At 70.7% G+C, this 13,983-nt stretch carries 16 protein-coding genes; 7 read left to right on the top strand and 9 right to left on the bottom strand.

Annotated elements, in window-relative coordinates; genetic code table 11:
* Positions 1-22 precede the first annotated feature (22 nt).
* Together NAF06_RS10820 and NAF06_RS10815 are read right to left on the bottom strand one after the other, a co-directional pair.
* Positions 23-481 carry an NOB1 family endonuclease gene (locus tag NAF06_RS10820; RefSeq protein ID WP_006628190.1) on the bottom strand — a complete coding sequence of 153 codons (459 nt, stop codon included), beginning with the start codon at positions 479-481 and terminating at the stop codon, positions 23-25.
* Entirely contained in the window at positions 481-726 is a 246-nt protein-coding gene (locus NAF06_RS10815; protein ID WP_006628189.1) for a PRC-barrel domain-containing protein, read from the bottom strand. Before NAF06_RS10815 ends, NAF06_RS10820 begins: the two co-directional genes overlap by 1 nt.
* 158 nt (positions 727-884) lie before the next feature.
* Between NAF06_RS10815 and infB the strand changes: the two genes are divergently transcribed.
* A complete protein-coding gene (gene infB / locus NAF06_RS10810; RefSeq protein ID WP_008583360.1) occupies positions 885-2,678 on the top strand; it encodes a translation initiation factor IF-2 in 1,794 nt (597 codons plus the stop codon).
* A 237-nt stretch (positions 2,679-2,915) separates the two neighbouring features.
* The gene (locus NAF06_RS10805) at positions 2,916-3,242 is read left to right on the top strand and encodes a hypothetical protein (protein ID WP_008583363.1); all 327 of its coding nucleotides are present in this window, start codon (positions 2,916-2,918) and stop codon (positions 3,240-3,242) included.
* A 25-nt stretch (positions 3,243-3,267) separates the two neighbouring features.
* Here NAF06_RS10805 and NAF06_RS10800 read toward each other — a convergent pair whose 3' ends face one another.
* From NAF06_RS10800 to NAF06_RS10790, 3 genes are all read right to left on the bottom strand, one after another.
* Positions 3,268-3,831 (bottom strand): hypothetical protein, encoded by a 564-nt coding sequence (locus NAF06_RS10800; protein WP_008583365.1) that lies wholly within the window; start codon positions 3,829-3,831, stop codon positions 3,268-3,270.
* A 427-nt stretch (positions 3,832-4,258) separates the two neighbouring features.
* Complete coding sequence (locus NAF06_RS10795) at positions 4,259-5,326, bottom strand: mRNA surveillance protein pelota (RefSeq protein WP_008583367.1); 1,068 nt, start codon at positions 5,324-5,326, stop codon at positions 4,259-4,261.
* A 25-nt stretch (positions 5,327-5,351) separates the two neighbouring features.
* Complete coding sequence (locus tag NAF06_RS10790) at positions 5,352-6,452, bottom strand: DUF4013 domain-containing protein (RefSeq protein WP_008583370.1); 1,101 nt, start codon at positions 6,450-6,452, stop codon at positions 5,352-5,354.
* A gap of 246 nt (positions 6,453-6,698) precedes the next feature.
* Between NAF06_RS10790 and NAF06_RS10785 the strand changes: the two genes are divergently transcribed.
* The 4 genes from NAF06_RS10785 (at position 6,699) to NAF06_RS10770 (ending at position 9,710) form a co-directional block, all read left to right on the top strand.
* A complete protein-coding gene (locus NAF06_RS10785) occupies positions 6,699-7,121 on the top strand; it encodes a DUF8159 domain-containing protein (protein ID WP_008583373.1) in 423 nt (140 codons plus the stop codon).
* Complete coding sequence (locus NAF06_RS10780) at positions 7,118-8,053, top strand: alpha/beta hydrolase (RefSeq protein WP_008583375.1); 936 nt, start codon at positions 7,118-7,120, stop codon at positions 8,051-8,053. The genes NAF06_RS10785 and NAF06_RS10780 overlap by 4 nt, the downstream gene beginning before the upstream one ends.
* 560 nt (positions 8,054-8,613) lie before the next feature.
* Positions 8,614-8,925, top strand: coding sequence for an MTH1187 family thiamine-binding protein (locus NAF06_RS10775; protein ID WP_008583377.1), 312 nt, complete (start codon positions 8,614-8,616; stop codon positions 8,923-8,925).
* A 56-nt stretch (positions 8,926-8,981) separates the two neighbouring features.
* Positions 8,982-9,710, top strand: coding sequence for an SDR family NAD(P)-dependent oxidoreductase (locus NAF06_RS10770; RefSeq protein WP_008583380.1), 729 nt, complete (start codon positions 8,982-8,984; stop codon positions 9,708-9,710).
* 24 nt (positions 9,711-9,734) lie between these two features.
* On the opposite strand, the gene NAF06_RS10765 is transcribed toward NAF06_RS10770, so the two are convergent.
* The 4 genes from NAF06_RS10765 to NAF06_RS10750 all read right to left on the bottom strand — a co-directional run bounded on the left by NAF06_RS10765 (position 9,735) and on the right by NAF06_RS10750 (position 13,171).
* Entirely contained in the window at positions 9,735-11,243 is a 1,509-nt protein-coding gene (locus tag NAF06_RS10765) for an RtcB family protein (RefSeq protein WP_008583382.1), read from the bottom strand.
* An 87-nt stretch (positions 11,244-11,330) separates the two neighbouring features.
* Positions 11,331-11,873, bottom strand: coding sequence for a hypothetical protein (locus tag NAF06_RS10760; protein WP_008583385.1), 543 nt, complete (start codon positions 11,871-11,873; stop codon positions 11,331-11,333).
* Between the two features lie 69 nt (positions 11,874-11,942).
* The gene (locus NAF06_RS10755; protein WP_008583387.1) at positions 11,943-12,362 is read right to left on the bottom strand and encodes an archease; all 420 of its coding nucleotides are present in this window, start codon (positions 12,360-12,362) and stop codon (positions 11,943-11,945) included.
* On the bottom strand, positions 12,359-13,171 hold the full coding sequence (locus tag NAF06_RS10750; protein WP_008583389.1) for a DUF502 domain-containing protein: 813 nt from the start codon (positions 13,169-13,171) through the stop codon (positions 12,359-12,361). The genes NAF06_RS10755 and NAF06_RS10750 overlap by 4 nt, the downstream gene beginning before the upstream one ends.
* A gap of 292 nt (positions 13,172-13,463) precedes the next feature.
* On the opposite strand from NAF06_RS10750, the gene NAF06_RS10745 reads away from it, so the two are divergent.
* Positions 13,464-13,937, top strand: a complete 474-nt coding sequence (locus NAF06_RS10745) for a GNAT family N-acetyltransferase (protein WP_008583391.1) — start codon at positions 13,464-13,466, stop codon at positions 13,935-13,937.
* Positions 13,938-13,983 lie beyond the last annotated feature (46 nt).

The raw sequence follows: 13,983 nt of genomic DNA, 5'->3' as shown, positions 1-13,983 counted from the left end.
AGTTACGTTCGACTCCGACCGCTCACGCGGGGTTCTTGCGCGTGAGGTCGCTCCCGCAGATCGGGCAGCGCTCCTTGTTCTCGTCGAACGTCCGGTTACAGCCGACGCACTGGAAGCGCCACTCCCGCTCCTCGGAGATGCCGTCGCGGGCGATGGCCTCGACCGGCAGGTCGAGCCGTTCGGCGACGTTCTGCATCGCGTAGTCGTCGGTGACGAGCGTCGCGTGAAGCTCCAGCGCGGTCGCGATCAGCCGGATGTCGGTGTCGGACAGCTCGGCGGCGTCGCCCGAACCCTTCGCGGCGCGGCGGACCCGGTCGACCGCCTCCGGCGCGGGCACGTGGACCGTCATCCCGGAGCCCTCCATCGCGTCGAAGCGGAGCGCCACCTCGCCGGTGAGTTCCTCGTGGACCGCCGGGATGGAGACCACGTCGTCGTCGGTGGTGTACTCGCGGATGAACGCGGACGAGTCGAGGACTTCCATCAGCGGGCGACGACGATGTAGTCTTTCACCGCCTGCACGTTCGCAACCGGTACCCGGAGCCGCCCCATCTCGTCGACGTCGAAGTCGACGCGTCCGGGCCTGAGCTGTTCGTGCGGGCTGACCAGCAGGTGGTTCAGCTCGCCGGACTCGAGGTTCATCGTGATGTTGTACAGGTCCCCGAGCTCCGTGCCGTCGGCGCTCATCACCGCCTTCCCGGAGAGGTTCTCCGCGAGGATGTCGACCATACCCGCACGGTCCCGGGCGACGGTATTAAACGCCACGGGCCGTCGGACGGACGACGGACGGAGCCCGTGCTCTCCGGCTCGGTTCGTCGCGGCATTTTGAAAGGCTTAACTGACGGCCGGGCGGAACGGACGGTATAACCTTCTCGGGGCGATCACATATGACCGACCACACACACGCGGACACCCTGCGAACCCCCATCGTCGCCGTGCTGGGCCACGTCGACCACGGCAAGACGAGCCTGCTCGACACGATCCGCGGCTCCGCCGTCAGCGAGGGCGAGGCCGGCGCGATCACCCAACACATCGGGGCGACGGACATCCCGCTCGACACCATCTCCGGGATGGCCGGCGAGCTGATCGACCCGTCGGACTTCGATCTGCCCGGCCTGCTGTTCATCGACACGCCCGGCCACCACTCCTTCTCGACGCTACGCGCCCGCGGCGGCGCGCTCGCCGACATCGCGGTGCTGGTCGTCGACGTCAACGATGGCTTCCAGCCGCAGACGGAGGAGGCGATCGACATCCTCCGACGGACCGGGACCCCGTTCGTCGTCGCGGCCAACAAGGTCGACACGACGCCCGGATGGAACCCACAGGACGGCGAACCGATTCAAAAGAGCATGGACGCGCAGTCCGAGCGTGCGAAGTCGATGCTCGACGAGAACCTCTACGAGATCATCGGCCAGCTGTCGGACGCCGGCTTCTCCGCGGACCTCTACTGGCGCGTCCAGGACTTCCAGAAGAACATCGGGGTCGTCCCGCTGTCGGCGCTCACCGGCGAGGGCGTCCCGGACCTGCTGACGGTCCTCATGGGCCTCTCCCAGCGGTTCATGAAAGAGGAGATGGCCATCGACGTTCAGGGGCCGGGCGAGGGGACGGTCCTCGAAGTGAAAGACGAGCGCGGGTTCGGCGCGACCGTCGACACCGTCGTCTACGACGGCGTGATCCGCAACGGCGATCAGATCGTCGTCGGGGGGCAGAACGAGCCGATCGTCACCGAGGTCCGCGCGCTGCTCCGCCCGCGCCCGCTCGCGGAGATCCGCACCGAGAAGGAGTTCGAGAAGGTCGGCGAGATCGGGGCCGCGGCCGGCGTGAAGATCGCCGCGCCCGACCTCGATCAGGCGATGGCCGGCGCGCCGGTCCGCGTGGTCCGCGACCGCACCGTCGACGAGGTCGTCGAGGAGGTGAAGGCGGAACTCGCGGAGATCGAGGTCGACACCGCGGAGAACGGCGTCGTCGTCAAGGCGGACACGCTCGGCTCGCTGGAGGCGATGGCGAACGCCCTCCGCGAGGCCGAGGTCCCCATCCTGCGCGCCGAGGTCGGCGACATCGCGCCCCGCGACATCGCCGTCGCGGAGACGGCGAATCAGGACGAGCACAAGGCCATCCTCGGGTTCAACGTCGACCTCCTCCAGAACGCGGAGTCCGACCTGGAGAACGCGGACGTGAAGCTGTTCAAAAACGAGGTCATCTACCAGCTGGTCGAGGACTACGAGCGCTACGTCGAGGAGAAGCAGCGCGCGCAACAGGAGACGGTGCTGGACAAGGTGGTCCGGCCCGCGCGCTTCCGCATCCTCCCCGACCACACGTTCCGCCAGAACGACCCCGCGGTCGTCGGCGTGGAGATCATCTCCGGCACGCTCCAGAACAACCGCAACGTCGGCTACTTCGAGGGCAACGAGTTCGAGCGCGTCGGCGGCCTCTCGGGCATTCAAAAGCAGGGCGAGGACGTCGACGAGGCCCGCTCGGGCGAGCGCGTCAGCATCGCCATCGACGGGCCGACCGTCGGGCGCGACATCGAGGAGGGCGACACGCTCTGGACCGACGTGCCCGAGAAGCACGCGAAGATCTTAGAACAGGAGCTGAAAGAGGAGATCACCGCCGACGAGCGCGAGGCGCTTCAGGGCTACTTGGAGACGCGTCGCAAGCGGGACCCCTTCTGGGGGAAGTAGATATCCCACGGAAACGCGGTCATTCCCCTGTTGACGGCGATCGGACCGGCGCTGGCGTACGGCGGGCGACTCCCAGCGAGCGGGAGCGACACCCCCGCTGATCGGAGTGTCGCTGTTTGTCGGCGTCGCGGCCTCACGAGCGGCCATCGGGTAACCCTGACGCCGGCGATCCGGACCGATACCCCGGGTCGTGACCGTCGCTCCCGCCCTTATGAGCGTCGAGCACGAAGGAAACGCATGGAGACCACAGTGGTCGAACACGACGGGGACGTTCTGGCGCGACTTGAGGACGACGACCGGGTGTTCGAGGTGCGCTTCGACGCGCTCGAACCGACCGACGTGACGCTTCGGTTCCTCCACGACGGCGAGCGCGTCGGGAGCATCTACAACGATGACGGGACGACGCGAACGATGGCGCGGTTGACGACGGCGCGCGACGGGACGGACTTCATCGGCGTCGAGGTCCCCAAGGAGTTCGTCGCCGAGATCCTCGACGTGGGACTCGAAACGGGTCGGGTCACCGACAAGACCGCGGCCGAGGGATACCGACTCCGAGTGTTGTGAGCCTCGGGTCGTCGCCGTCTTGAACTCACGCGTACACCAGAATGATCACGGCGACGAACGCCAGTTCGCCGCCGACGAGCAGCGCCGCGAGCAGCCACGTCCGGTAGGTCCACAGCCACTCGCGCGCGTCCGCGAACCGGTTTCCGCCGTCCGCCGTCGACTCGGGGCGGAACGCGGCGTCGACCCGCCACCCTTCGTCGGGGTCGTACGTCGCGGGGACGCGGGAGCCGACGAGTTCGTCGACGTCGAGCGGCGAGACGCCGGCCGCATCGAGAAAGTCGAGGAACGCCTCGGACTCTTGGAGCGACCCGTCGCGGGGCGCGTCGAACCGCTCGGTGTGCGTGGCGTCGCCGTGGGGCGGGCGCATCTCGACGACGACGCGGTCGCCGACCGAGCGCACCCGCGTGACGATCAGGACGTTCTCCTCGTCGTTGAGGTACGCCTCGCGGAGCCGGCGTTTCACCTCCTCGTCGACGCCCGCGTCGACGTCGTCCGGGACGGGGTCGTCGGAAACGGAGCCGGCGTCGTCGGCGCGTTCGCGGTCGGCGGTCGTCGAGACGGCCTCGTCGCCGCCGGATCGGTCCGCCATCGATCCGACGTTGACGACGCGCTCTCATAAGGTCACGGCCGCTGTTCGTGACCGTTCTCGTCGTGAATAGTTTGACTCTCCCAGAGAACGCCGACCGCCGAAGCCCCAGCCGCCCGGCCGTACGTAGTCATTTATAAATCGCTGATAGGCACGAACACCCCCGAAGCCCCAGTCGGGAGGCCGGCGCACGCTCGCCGCGCTCCTCGGTCGTTCGCTCCGCTCACTCCCTGCGGTGCTCGCGTCGCCTGCGCCGGCCTCCCGACTGGGGCTTCGAGTCCCGCCCCGCACCGCAGCCTCACACCGCCCCAGCCTCGTCGGCTAGCCTCCGCTTCGCTCCGGCTAGCCGACTCCCTCGCGCGGTGCTGTTCGCGGTCGCCGACGGCGACCGCTCACAGGCACGCGCCACCCCAGCCCGGCTGTTAGTGGCTCACTGGAGCCGGTAGCGGAGGATCGCGGCGATGCCGCCGAGGTTCGACAGCTGTTCGCCGGGCGCGAACTCCGAGGAGAAGACGACGACGTCGCCGCCCTGCTGTTCGACCGACTCGATCACCTCGTTCACGTCGATCTCCCAGTCGCCGTCGTTCTGGCGCTCGGTGCGGAGCCGCTCGTCGACGACGAGCAGCGTCTCGATCGCGCCGAACTCGGCCGCCTCGGCCACGTCCTCGGGCCCGTACGTCGCCTTCGCGCCCTTCGCGATGTTCTCGGTCAGCTCGTCGATGAGGTTCGCCTCCTTCGAGATGCGGGTCTCCTTCTGTACCTCGTCGACCGCGCCGCGTTTCAGGACCTCGTGGACGCCCCGGTCGCCGGCCGCGGAGGTGTCGACGGTGGTGACGCGGTCGGAGAGGTCCCGGTACTCCTCGTCGACGTAGTCGCGCGCGTCCTGCTTGGTGAAGCCGGGACCCGCGAGGATGACGGCGTCGGCGTCGAGGTGCGCGAGCGCGTCGCCGAGCTCGGCGAACAGCTCCTCGCGCGGCCGGGAGTACTCGCCCTTCCCGGTCGGCTTCGTGAACGAGGCGTACTCCTCGGTGCCGTACTGCTGGACCGTGTGGACGAACGCGGCCCCCTCCTCGACGGTCGCGATGGCCACGTCGGGGTTCTCGGCGGCCTCGGTCGCCTCCTCCAGTCGCTCCGTCTGGTCCGGCTTGAAGTGCTTCTCGACGGTGATCTCGTCGTGTTCCTCGACGTTGAGCGTGTGGTGGGCGTTGAGTTGGTCCTCCCGCGAGCAGCCGACGATCACGCCCGAGACGCGGAGGCGGTTGGCGAACCGCGCGAACTCCACGTCCTCGACCTCCAGCGTGACGAAGATGTGCTCGCGCTGCCCGCCGGTGTCCCGCATCTGGTCGTCGTTCCGCTGGATCCGTCGCGTGGTGTCGCCCTCGACGAGGTCCCCGGGTTCGAGGACGTGCGCGAGGTGCCAGAGGTCGTCGACGTTCTCGGGGACGAGCGTGAGCCGTTCCCGGCCCTCCTCGCCGTACCTCCGCTCGGAGATGCGCATGGCCGTGGGTTCGCTCGGGACCGTATCAACCCTTGTCTTCCGGGTCGTCCAGCGCCGGCCCCCACTCGAAGCCGCCGTCGGCGTCCGAACGGTCTCCCCCGGCGTCGCGGTCGCCGTCGACCGGAACCGCGCGACCGACCTGAACCGCGGCCGGCGGCTCGTCCCGCACCGGTCGGCCGCCGTCGCCGGACACGACGGGCGTCGGCGGGCCGTCGCGCCCGCGATCAGCGGTGGGACCGCGACCGGACACGCCGCGTCCGCTGTCGGCGAGGTCGCGTCCGTTGTCGCCCTCGGCGTCGCCGCGGCCCGGCGCGTCGGTAGACCGCGGGCCTGGGTTCCCCGTCGCCCTCCCGTCTCCCGGCCCTCCGGCCATCGACCTCCCGGCCCCGCGTCCGTAGAGGCCGTGGGCGACGACCCGGACGGCGAACGCGACCGCGACGCCGACGACCAGCGGTATCGCGGGGGTGGCGACGGCGGTCCCGACCGCGAGCGCCGCGACGCCGAGCGTCCATCCGGTGGCGTACGGACCGGTCGCGGCGACGCCGACCACCCGCCGCGGGTTCAGGCCGCTCCTGAGCCGGCCGGAGGCCGCGAACACGGCGAGCGCCGCGGGCCGGACGTACGCGAACGCGAGGAGGTACGCGCCGACGAGCGCGGCGACGGCAGCGCCGACGACCGCGGCGACGACCGTCGGTCCGTTCGGTCCGAGCGCCGATTCCACGTCGGCCGCGACCGATGTCGGGGCGACCGGGCCGGCGACGAGCGCGGCGGCCACACCGACGACGACCGCGAGCCCGCCCGCGAGCGGCGCGAGCAGCGCCGCCGACAGCAAGACCGACTTGAGCCCGTCGCGGACCAACTCCCCCCACGCGACGAGCGGGGGGGCGTCCGCCGCGGTCCCCGCGTCGACCGCGTGGCGCGTCACGCGGACGAAGTATCCGCGGACGACGAGCCACGGCGCGAGCGCGACCGGGGTCGCGACGAGGAACACCGGGCTGACGAAGAGGACGCCGGCGAGCCACAGCGGCGTCAGGGCCCACGCGAGCAGGGTCACCACCCCGCCGACGATGATGACGCCCGCGGCGTCGTCGGTTCGCTTCAGCGCCGTCACGGCCGCGGTGAGCATTTGACCTGACAAAGGGGCGGGAGCGGGATAAATGGTCCCCGGCCCGAGCGTTTATGTCGCTTCGCGGAGTAGCGACAATTGGCCGCGCGGGAAAATCGTGTGCCTCTGACAACCCACTTCCGGTCGCCTTCGGGCGACCGGACCCCCCGTCCGCGGCTTTCGTTCGACGCTCGTTCCGCTCGTTCTCCAGTCGCGTCGCCGTCGCGTGCCGGTACCGATTTATCCCGCCCCGCCGACGGATCAGGTATGACCGGCGACGAGCGGACGGCCGACGTGGAGCCGGCGCTCCGCAGCTACGGCGTCAGCGTCGAATCGATCGACCCCGGCGACCCGCTGGAGCTGACGTACATGACGGCGTTCCCCGGCCGCGAGATTCACCGCGGCGAGATCGGGCGCGCGCTCAACGCGCTCATCGACCGGGCGGAGGCGGACGAGTGGGAGCCCGTCCGCGTTGAGGGCACGGTCGTTCGGTCCCCCGGCGACGTCCTCGGCACGTGGCACGCCGAAGCGGACTGGTTCGAGGCGCTCAACAGCTACGAGATCTCCGAGACGGAGTTCTCGGCCCGCGTGCTCGACACCGTCAGTCACGAGACCGAAGGGGAGCCCGGCGACGAGACCGAGGGCGGGGCCCCGGACGCTCCCGAGACCGACGAGGAGGCCGACCGGTGACCCGCCGCAACCCGGTCAACCGGGCGCAGCGACGGCTGTCGCGCCCGGCCCGCGAGCGGTTCGCCACGCGCGCGGTCGCGTTCGACGTCGACGGCGCGACCTGTCGCGGGACGCTGTACCTGCCCGGCGGCGACCCCGACGACCCCCCGGTCGTCGTGATGGCTCCCGGGCTCGGCGCGGCGCGCACGTTCGGCTACCCCGCCGTCGCGGAGCGGTTCGCCGACGCGGGCTACGCGGCCCTCCTCTTCGATCACCCCGAGTTCGGCGACTCCGACGGGGACTCGCAGCACGTCGACCTCGCCCGGCAGCGCGCGGCGTACGCGGCCGCGATCGACCGCGCGGACCGGGTCGACGCCGTCGGCGACGACCTCGTGTTGTGGGGCGCGTCGCTGTCGGCGGCGCACGTCCTCACGCTCGCCGCGGAGCGCCGCGACGTCGACGCGGTCGTCGGCCTCGTCCCGATGCTCGACGGGCGCGCGATCGCCCTGCGACGCGGCGGACGGTACCTCGCGCGCGCCGCCGCCGCGGGACTCCGCGACCGGATCGGCGACCGGTTCGGTCGCGGCCGCACCGTCCCCCTCGTGGGCGGGACGGAAGAGCTCGCGGCGATCACGGAGCCCGGAACGAAGCGGAAGTACATCGACTTGGTCGACCGCGACTCGGCGTGGCGCAACGAGACCCCCGCGCGGTCGCTGCTCGGACTGGTCGGCTACCGACCCGTCACGCGCCTCGACGAGATCAGCGCCCCGACGCTCCTCTTGGCCGGGACCGACGACGCCATCGTCGACGCCGACGCGGTCGCGGCGGCCGGCGAGCGACTCGACCGCGGCACGGTGGTCTCGATGCCCGCGGACCACTTCTCGGTGCTCGGCGCGGACTTCGAGGGCGCGATCGGTCACCAGTTGTCGTTCCTCAAAGACGCGCTGGAGTGATCGCTCCAGGCGATTTGCTCCGACCGATTCTCCCCGATGGCGCGCGCCTGCGAGCGGTCGCCCCCGGCGACCGCGAGACAGCGCGTGCGAGGGACGCGGCGAACGGCGAAGCCGTGAGCCGCGAGGCTGGGGAGGCGTGAGGTGCGCTGCTGTGCGGGGCGGGGCCGGGACTCGAAGGGGCAGCCGCGAGGGCGAAGACGCGCGACCGAAGGACCGCAGGGAGAGCGGAGCGAACGACTGAGGACCGTGGTTCGAGAGACCGAAGCTCTCTCGTCATCGCCAGAAATCGGAGATTTCTGGCTAGCAGTCAGAACGCGAAGCGTTCTGACGACATCACGAGACGCCGAAGGCGTCTCGAACGACAGCGAGCGCATCGAGTCCTCGCGGCTGGGGCTCCGGCGGTCGTGTTCGAGTCGGAGACCGGGTATCGACGAGTGGCTAGGGATTCGGAGATCCCGCTGTCGTTAGTGGCAGAATCCCAACAGCACCGATCGCAAGCGTATGCGGACGAGTCCGGATCGCGGCGACCGCTTAAGTAACCGCCTCACGCACTCACATCCATGACAGCGATCGCGATGCTGAGCGTCGCGCCGGTGATCGAGGAGAGCATGGCGGGGGAGGTCGCGAAGGCCGTCGCCGCGCTCGACGAGTTCGACGTGAGCTACGAGACGAACCCGATGGGGACCGTCATCGAGGCCGACGACGCGGAGACGCTGTTCGCGGCCGCGGCGGCCGCCCACGAGGCCGTCGACGGCGACCGCGTCTCCACGGTCCTCAAGATCGACGACAAGCGGACGAGCGAGTCGTCGGCCGCCGACAAGGTCACCGCCGTCGAGGACCACCTCGGACGGGAGGCGAAGCGGGAGCGCTGAGGCGACCGACCGCGGGTATTCGTTAGTGGTATCAACTAGTAATTCCACGTAGCGGCATGGCAGTCGTAGTCACCGGAGCGAGTCGGGGCATCGGGCGAGCGACCGCGGTCGAACTCGCCGAACGCGACGTCGTCGTCGACTACCGGTCCGACGAAGGGGCCGCCGCCGAGACGGCGCGGCGGGTCCGCGACGCGGGCGGCGAGGCCGTGACGGTTCGGGCCGACGTGAGAGAGAGCGCGGCCGCGGACCGACTGATCGAGACGGCCGTCGACGAGTTCGGCTCGCTCGACGCGGTCGTCAACAACGCCGGCATCGCGCGACCGAACCGGCTGGAGGAGACGACCGACGAGGCCTGGGAGTCGGTGATCGACACCAACCTCTCGGGCGCGTTCCGCGTCACCCGCGCGGCGGCTCCGCACCTCCGCGAGAGCGGGGGCGACGTCGTCTTCCTCTCCAGCGTCGGCGGCACGCTCGGCACCGTCGACGCCGGGTACGCCGCGAGCAAGGCCGGCCTCCACGGGCTGACCCGCGCGCTGGCCCGGGAACTCGGCCCGGACGGCGTTCAGGTCAACGCAGTCGCGCCCGGCCCGGTCGAGACAGACCTCAACGAGGTCATCCTCGACCACCTCGAATCGATCGAGTTCCGGGGTCACGAGAACGTCGACACCCACCTCCCGGAGTACGCCTGCGACCCGGCGACCGTCGCCGACTCCGTCCGCTACCTGATCGAGAACGACCACGTCCACGGGGAGATACTCGACGTGGACGGCGGCATGCGCCTCTGACCGACTCTCGGAACCGCCGCCCGCTCAGCCCTTGATGTTACAGACGGGGAAGGTCCGCGCGACCTTGTCGCCGATGCCGAGGTCGTCGCTGACGCGGATCACCTCGTCGATGTCCTTGTAGACGCCCGGGGCCTCCTCGGCGATGGTCGCGCCCGACTGCGCCTTCACGTAGATCTGCTGGCCGTCCTCCAGATCGTCCTGAACGTCGCCGCCCCAGAACTCCTGTTTCGCCTGCGTCCGGCTCATCAGGCGACCGGCGCCGTGCGCGGTCGAGCCGAACGACACCGACATCGACTCGTCGCCGCCCCGGAGGACGTACGAGCCCGCGCCCATGCTCCCCGGGATGATGACCGGCTGCCCCACGCCGCGGTAGACCTCGGGCACGTCCGCGTTGCCCGCGGGGAACGCCCGCGTCGCGCCCTTGCGGTGGACGTACAGTTCGCGCTCCTCGCGGTCGGCGACCGCGTCGCCGACGGCCGGATTCCCTTCGGCGTCGACGCCGATCTCGTGGGTCTCCTTCTTCGCGATGTTGTGCGCCACGTCGTACAGCAGTTCCATCCCGAGGTCCTCGATCGGGTCGGCGTCGAACACCTCGCCGAACGTCTCGCGGGCCTGATGGGTGATCAGCTGGCGGTTCGCCCACGCGAAGTTGATGCACGCGCCCATCGCGCCGTAGTACTCCTCTGCCAGCTGCGACCCCGCCGGGGCGGCCGCCAGCTCCTTGTCCGGCAGGTCGTCGAGCAGGTCGCCGTGCTCCTGCTCGATCCGGCGCAGGTAGTCGTTACACGTCTGGTGGCCCAGCCCGCGGCTCCCGCAGTGGATCAGGACGACGATCCCGTCTTCCTCAAGTCCGTACTCGGCGGCGACCTCCTCGCGGAACACGTCCGTGACGCGCTGGACCTCCAGGAAGTGGTTCCCCGAGCCGAGCGACCCCATCTGATTCCGGCCGCGGTCCATCGCCTTCTGGGAGACGTACTCCGGGCGGGCATCGGACCGCCGGCCCTCGTCCTCGCAGCGCGCGAGGTCGCTCTCGACCCCGTACCCCTCCTCGACGGCCCACTCGACGCCGCGCTCCAAGGCCCCCTCGATCGCGTCCGCGGTCCCGCCGATGACGCCGCCGCCGCCCAGCCCCGAGGGGATCGCCTCGAACAGCGCGTCGACCAGCTCCTCCTCGCGGCCGCGCACGTCGTCGTAGGTGAGGTCCGTCCGCACCATGCGGACGCCGCAGTTGATGTCGTAGCCGACCGCTCCGGGCGATATACAGCCGTTTTCGGCGTCGATCGCGCCGACGCCGCCGACCGGGAACCCGTACCCCTGATGGCCGTCGGGCATGCACAGCGCGGGCGCGGCGATCCCGGGGAGGTGCGTCGCGTTGCGGAGCTGCTGGAGGGTGTCGTCCCCGCCGATCTCCTCCAAGAGTGACTCGCTGGCGAGCACCCGCGCGGGAACGTTCATGTCGCCCTCGCGGGGGAGCTCCCAGACGTGTTCGCGCACCTTCCGCAGCTCGAATCCGGCGACTTCGCGCGTGGTCATACGCCGGGGTTCGACGCGGGCGGGGAAGGGCGTTGCGTCAGCCGGGCGCGACGCGACAGGCGTCGTCGACGCCCGCGACCGTGACCGCTACCGGTTCGCGGGATCGATCGGGAGCCAGCCGATCGCCCCCTCCGCGAGCGTGAACGCCGCGAACGCCCGCCCCAGCACGACGCCGTACGCGAGGTGCGCGACCGCGATGACCACGCCGAACTCGAAGCTCGCGGTGAGTCCGGGGAACGGGAGCGTCGGCACCGGCAGCGACGTCGCGCCCTCGATCGCGATGGCGGCCGGCAACAGCAGCCCGCCGGTGAGCACGCCGAGCAGCGCGGAGTGGACGACCCCGAGCGAGAGGCACCCCCCGACGTCCCCGCGCATCTCCGCGAAGAAGGGCCGGTCGAAGACGGCGACGAAGAACGCGCCGAACAGCGCGCTGTTGAACAGGTGGACGAGCCAGCCCGCGAGCGCCGTCTCGACGCCGACCAGCGCACCGATCGTTGGCATGAGTCCCAACGCGCCGTGGAGGACGACGCCCATCACCGCGCCGGCGACGAACCCGGCGGCCGCGCCGGCCCGCCAACGCCGGCCGGAGGCGGTCGGTTCGCTCCCCTCGTTTCGACCAGAGTTCGACATACGTTATCAAGGGACTCGAAATCTATAATGGTTTTCACAGATTCCGCCGCTCGCGGGCGCTAGCGTTCGTCACACGTCGAACACGACGTACGCGTACCACCCGTCGACTCGGCGTTCGAGCGCCATCTCGGAGTAGGTGACCGCCTTGATCTCCCGGGCGGCGACCGCGTCGAGCGGAACGCCGCGCGCGCTGGCCGCGAGCCGCCAGCCGTCGCCGTCGTCCGCCGGCTCGGACACCTCGCACCGGTGGGCCGCCGGGAGGACGAGCCGCACGTCGCGCTCGTAGATCAACCGATCGAGGTAGTCGAACAGCAGCGCCTCGCGGCCCTCGGCCTCGACCGCGAACTCGAACCGCTCGCCGGCCGCGGGGACCGACTCCGCGCTCGCCGCGGTGAGTCCGTCGGCGACCGCCGCGAACAGCGCGGAGAGGGTGTCGGCCGTGGCCTCGACGGCGACATCGGCGGTGTGGTCGCGGAGCTCGTAGCTCATCGGCCGTCGCCCTCCCCGGCGGCTCCGTCACGAGGCTCTCCGGCACTCCTCGGCCGCTCGTCCGACGGGAACCGCGCGTCGATGGTCTCCTCCGGCGCGTCGGCGCGGAGGTCGGTCGGGTCGACGTCGTCGAGGTCGGCCGCGACCTCCTCCAAGGCGACGCCGCTCGTGACCAGCGCGCGGATCCCCTCGTCGACGGTCAGCTCCACGTCGACGATCCGGCGCTCGGGGACGAAGACGACGTGGCCCCCCATCACCGGGTTCGGGGCCATCGGCATGAACAGCGTCCGCATCCCCTCGCCCTCGGAGTCGGCGTGGTCCGCGACGACCTCGGGCGTCTCGCTCGTCACGAACGCCAGCGTGTACGTCCCCTCGGTCGGGAACTCCACGAGGACGACCTCGCGGAAGTTCCCGCTGTCGGAGTCCAGCATCGCGTCGCTCATCTGTCGGAACCCCTGATAGACCGATCCCACCCCCGGCACCCGCTCGACGGCCTCGTCCACGTAGTCGACCGCGCGCTCGCCGTACCGCGAGGACTCGACCGCCGCGCCGAGGAGAACGATGGCGGCCACGAACACGACCGGCGTCGCGATCTCGATCGCGGCCTCGCGGGGGATCGCGCCGACGACGGGGAGGCCGAGCCCCGGGGAGACGGCGACGACCGCGGACGAGAACGCGTCGAGGTAGTCGTACACCGCGTTGAACGCGAACGCGAGGACGACGAGCGTGATGACCGCGGGGACGACCACGGCGACGCCCGTGAGGAACGCCCGTCGGAGCAGCCGCGCCGCCGACGACTCGTCAGCCATTTGCGATCGTCCACGCCCGACCGCGACAAAACCCTTCGGTCACGCTCTCGTCGACCCTGTCACGCTCCCGTCGCAGACCGACGCCGACCCGCCGAGAGGAAGTCTTCCGCCCGCAACCGTTCTCGCTGGCGGCGCAGCCGCCCGCAACCGTTCTCGCTGGCGGCGCAGCCGTCCGCAACCGTTCTCGCTGGCGGCGCAGCCGCCCGCAACGGTCCCCGCTGGCGGCGCAGCCGCCCGCAACGGTCCCCGCTGGCGGTGGAGTTATATTCCGCTGGCGTGTTAGGTCATCGCAGTGAGCGTCAACGTCGAAAAGCGGATCGACCCGCCCGGCGAGTCCGACTACGCGACCGCCGCGTGGGAGCTCAAAGAGCGAATTCGGTCCGCTGAGGGCGTCCTCAGACAGCGACGCGGCTTCTTCGTCGACGCGTACCGCCGGTCGACCGCCCACCTGCTCGTCGAGAACGACCGGCTCGTCGCCTTCGCGTCCGTCCGTCAGGACGGCTACATCCTCTTTCTCGCCGTCCACCCGGACCACCGCGGCCGCGGCCACGCCGAGCGGCTCATCGCCGACGTGGCCGAGCAGCACCGCTCGGTCACCTGCCACGCCCGCACGACCAACCGCCCCGCGCTCGGCTTCTACGAACACCTCGGCTTCGAAGTGATCCGCCGCATCGACGACTACTACGAGGACGGCGGCGACGCCTACTACCTCAAGCTCGGCGGGGAGTCGATCCGCGAGCGGCTCTCCGGGTTCGTCGGTCGGTAGTCGCCCGTTGAGCGTCTCGTCGTCCTCCCACGAGAGCCCCGGAACC

The sequence above is a fragment of the Halorubrum hochsteinianum genome, from assembly GCF_023702125.1.
In the GTDB taxonomy this organism is placed as follows: domain Archaea; phylum Halobacteriota; class Halobacteria; order Halobacteriales; family Haloferacaceae; genus Halorubrum; species Halorubrum hochsteinianum.
Note: the sequence above shows the minus strand (reverse complement) of the source record. Positions and strands in the feature narration are given on the sequence as shown.

What these genes read in the sequence shown, in the direction of transcription:
- NAF06_RS10820 (WP_006628190.1), bottom strand. Translation starts at nt 481, where the DNA reads ATGGAAGTCCTCGACTCGTCCGCGTTCATCCGCGAGTACACCACCGAC.
- NAF06_RS10815 (WP_006628189.1), bottom strand. Translation starts at nt 726, where the DNA reads ATGGTCGACATCCTCGCGGAGAACCTCTCCGGGAAGGCGGTGATGAGC.
- infB (WP_008583360.1), top strand. Translation starts at nt 885, where the DNA reads ATGACCGACCACACACACGCGGACACCCTGCGAACCCCCATCGTCGCC.
- NAF06_RS10805 (WP_008583363.1), top strand. Translation starts at nt 2,916, where the DNA reads ATGGAGACCACAGTGGTCGAACACGACGGGGACGTTCTGGCGCGACTT.
- NAF06_RS10800 (WP_008583365.1), bottom strand. Translation starts at nt 3,831, where the DNA reads ATGGCGGACCGATCCGGCGGCGACGAGGCCGTCTCGACGACCGCCGAC.
- NAF06_RS10795 (WP_008583367.1), bottom strand. Translation starts at nt 5,326, where the DNA reads ATGCGCATCTCCGAGCGGAGGTACGGCGAGGAGGGCCGGGAACGGCTC.
- NAF06_RS10790 (WP_008583370.1), bottom strand. Translation starts at nt 6,452, where the DNA reads ATGCTCACCGCGGCCGTGACGGCGCTGAAGCGAACCGACGACGCCGCG.
- NAF06_RS10785 (WP_008583373.1), top strand. Translation starts at nt 6,699, where the DNA reads ATGACCGGCGACGAGCGGACGGCCGACGTGGAGCCGGCGCTCCGCAGC.
- NAF06_RS10775 (WP_008583377.1), top strand. Translation starts at nt 8,614, where the DNA reads ATGACAGCGATCGCGATGCTGAGCGTCGCGCCGGTGATCGAGGAGAGC.
- NAF06_RS10770 (WP_008583380.1), top strand. Translation starts at nt 8,982, where the DNA reads ATGGCAGTCGTAGTCACCGGAGCGAGTCGGGGCATCGGGCGAGCGACC.
- NAF06_RS10765 (WP_008583382.1), bottom strand. Translation starts at nt 11,243, where the DNA reads ATGACCACGCGCGAAGTCGCCGGATTCGAGCTGCGGAAGGTGCGCGAA.
- NAF06_RS10760 (WP_008583385.1), bottom strand. Translation starts at nt 11,873, where the DNA reads ATGTCGAACTCTGGTCGAAACGAGGGGAGCGAACCGACCGCCTCCGGC.
- NAF06_RS10755 (WP_008583387.1), bottom strand. Translation starts at nt 12,362, where the DNA reads ATGAGCTACGAGCTCCGCGACCACACCGCCGATGTCGCCGTCGAGGCC.
- NAF06_RS10750 (WP_008583389.1), bottom strand. Translation starts at nt 13,171, where the DNA reads ATGGCTGACGAGTCGTCGGCGGCGCGGCTGCTCCGACGGGCGTTCCTC.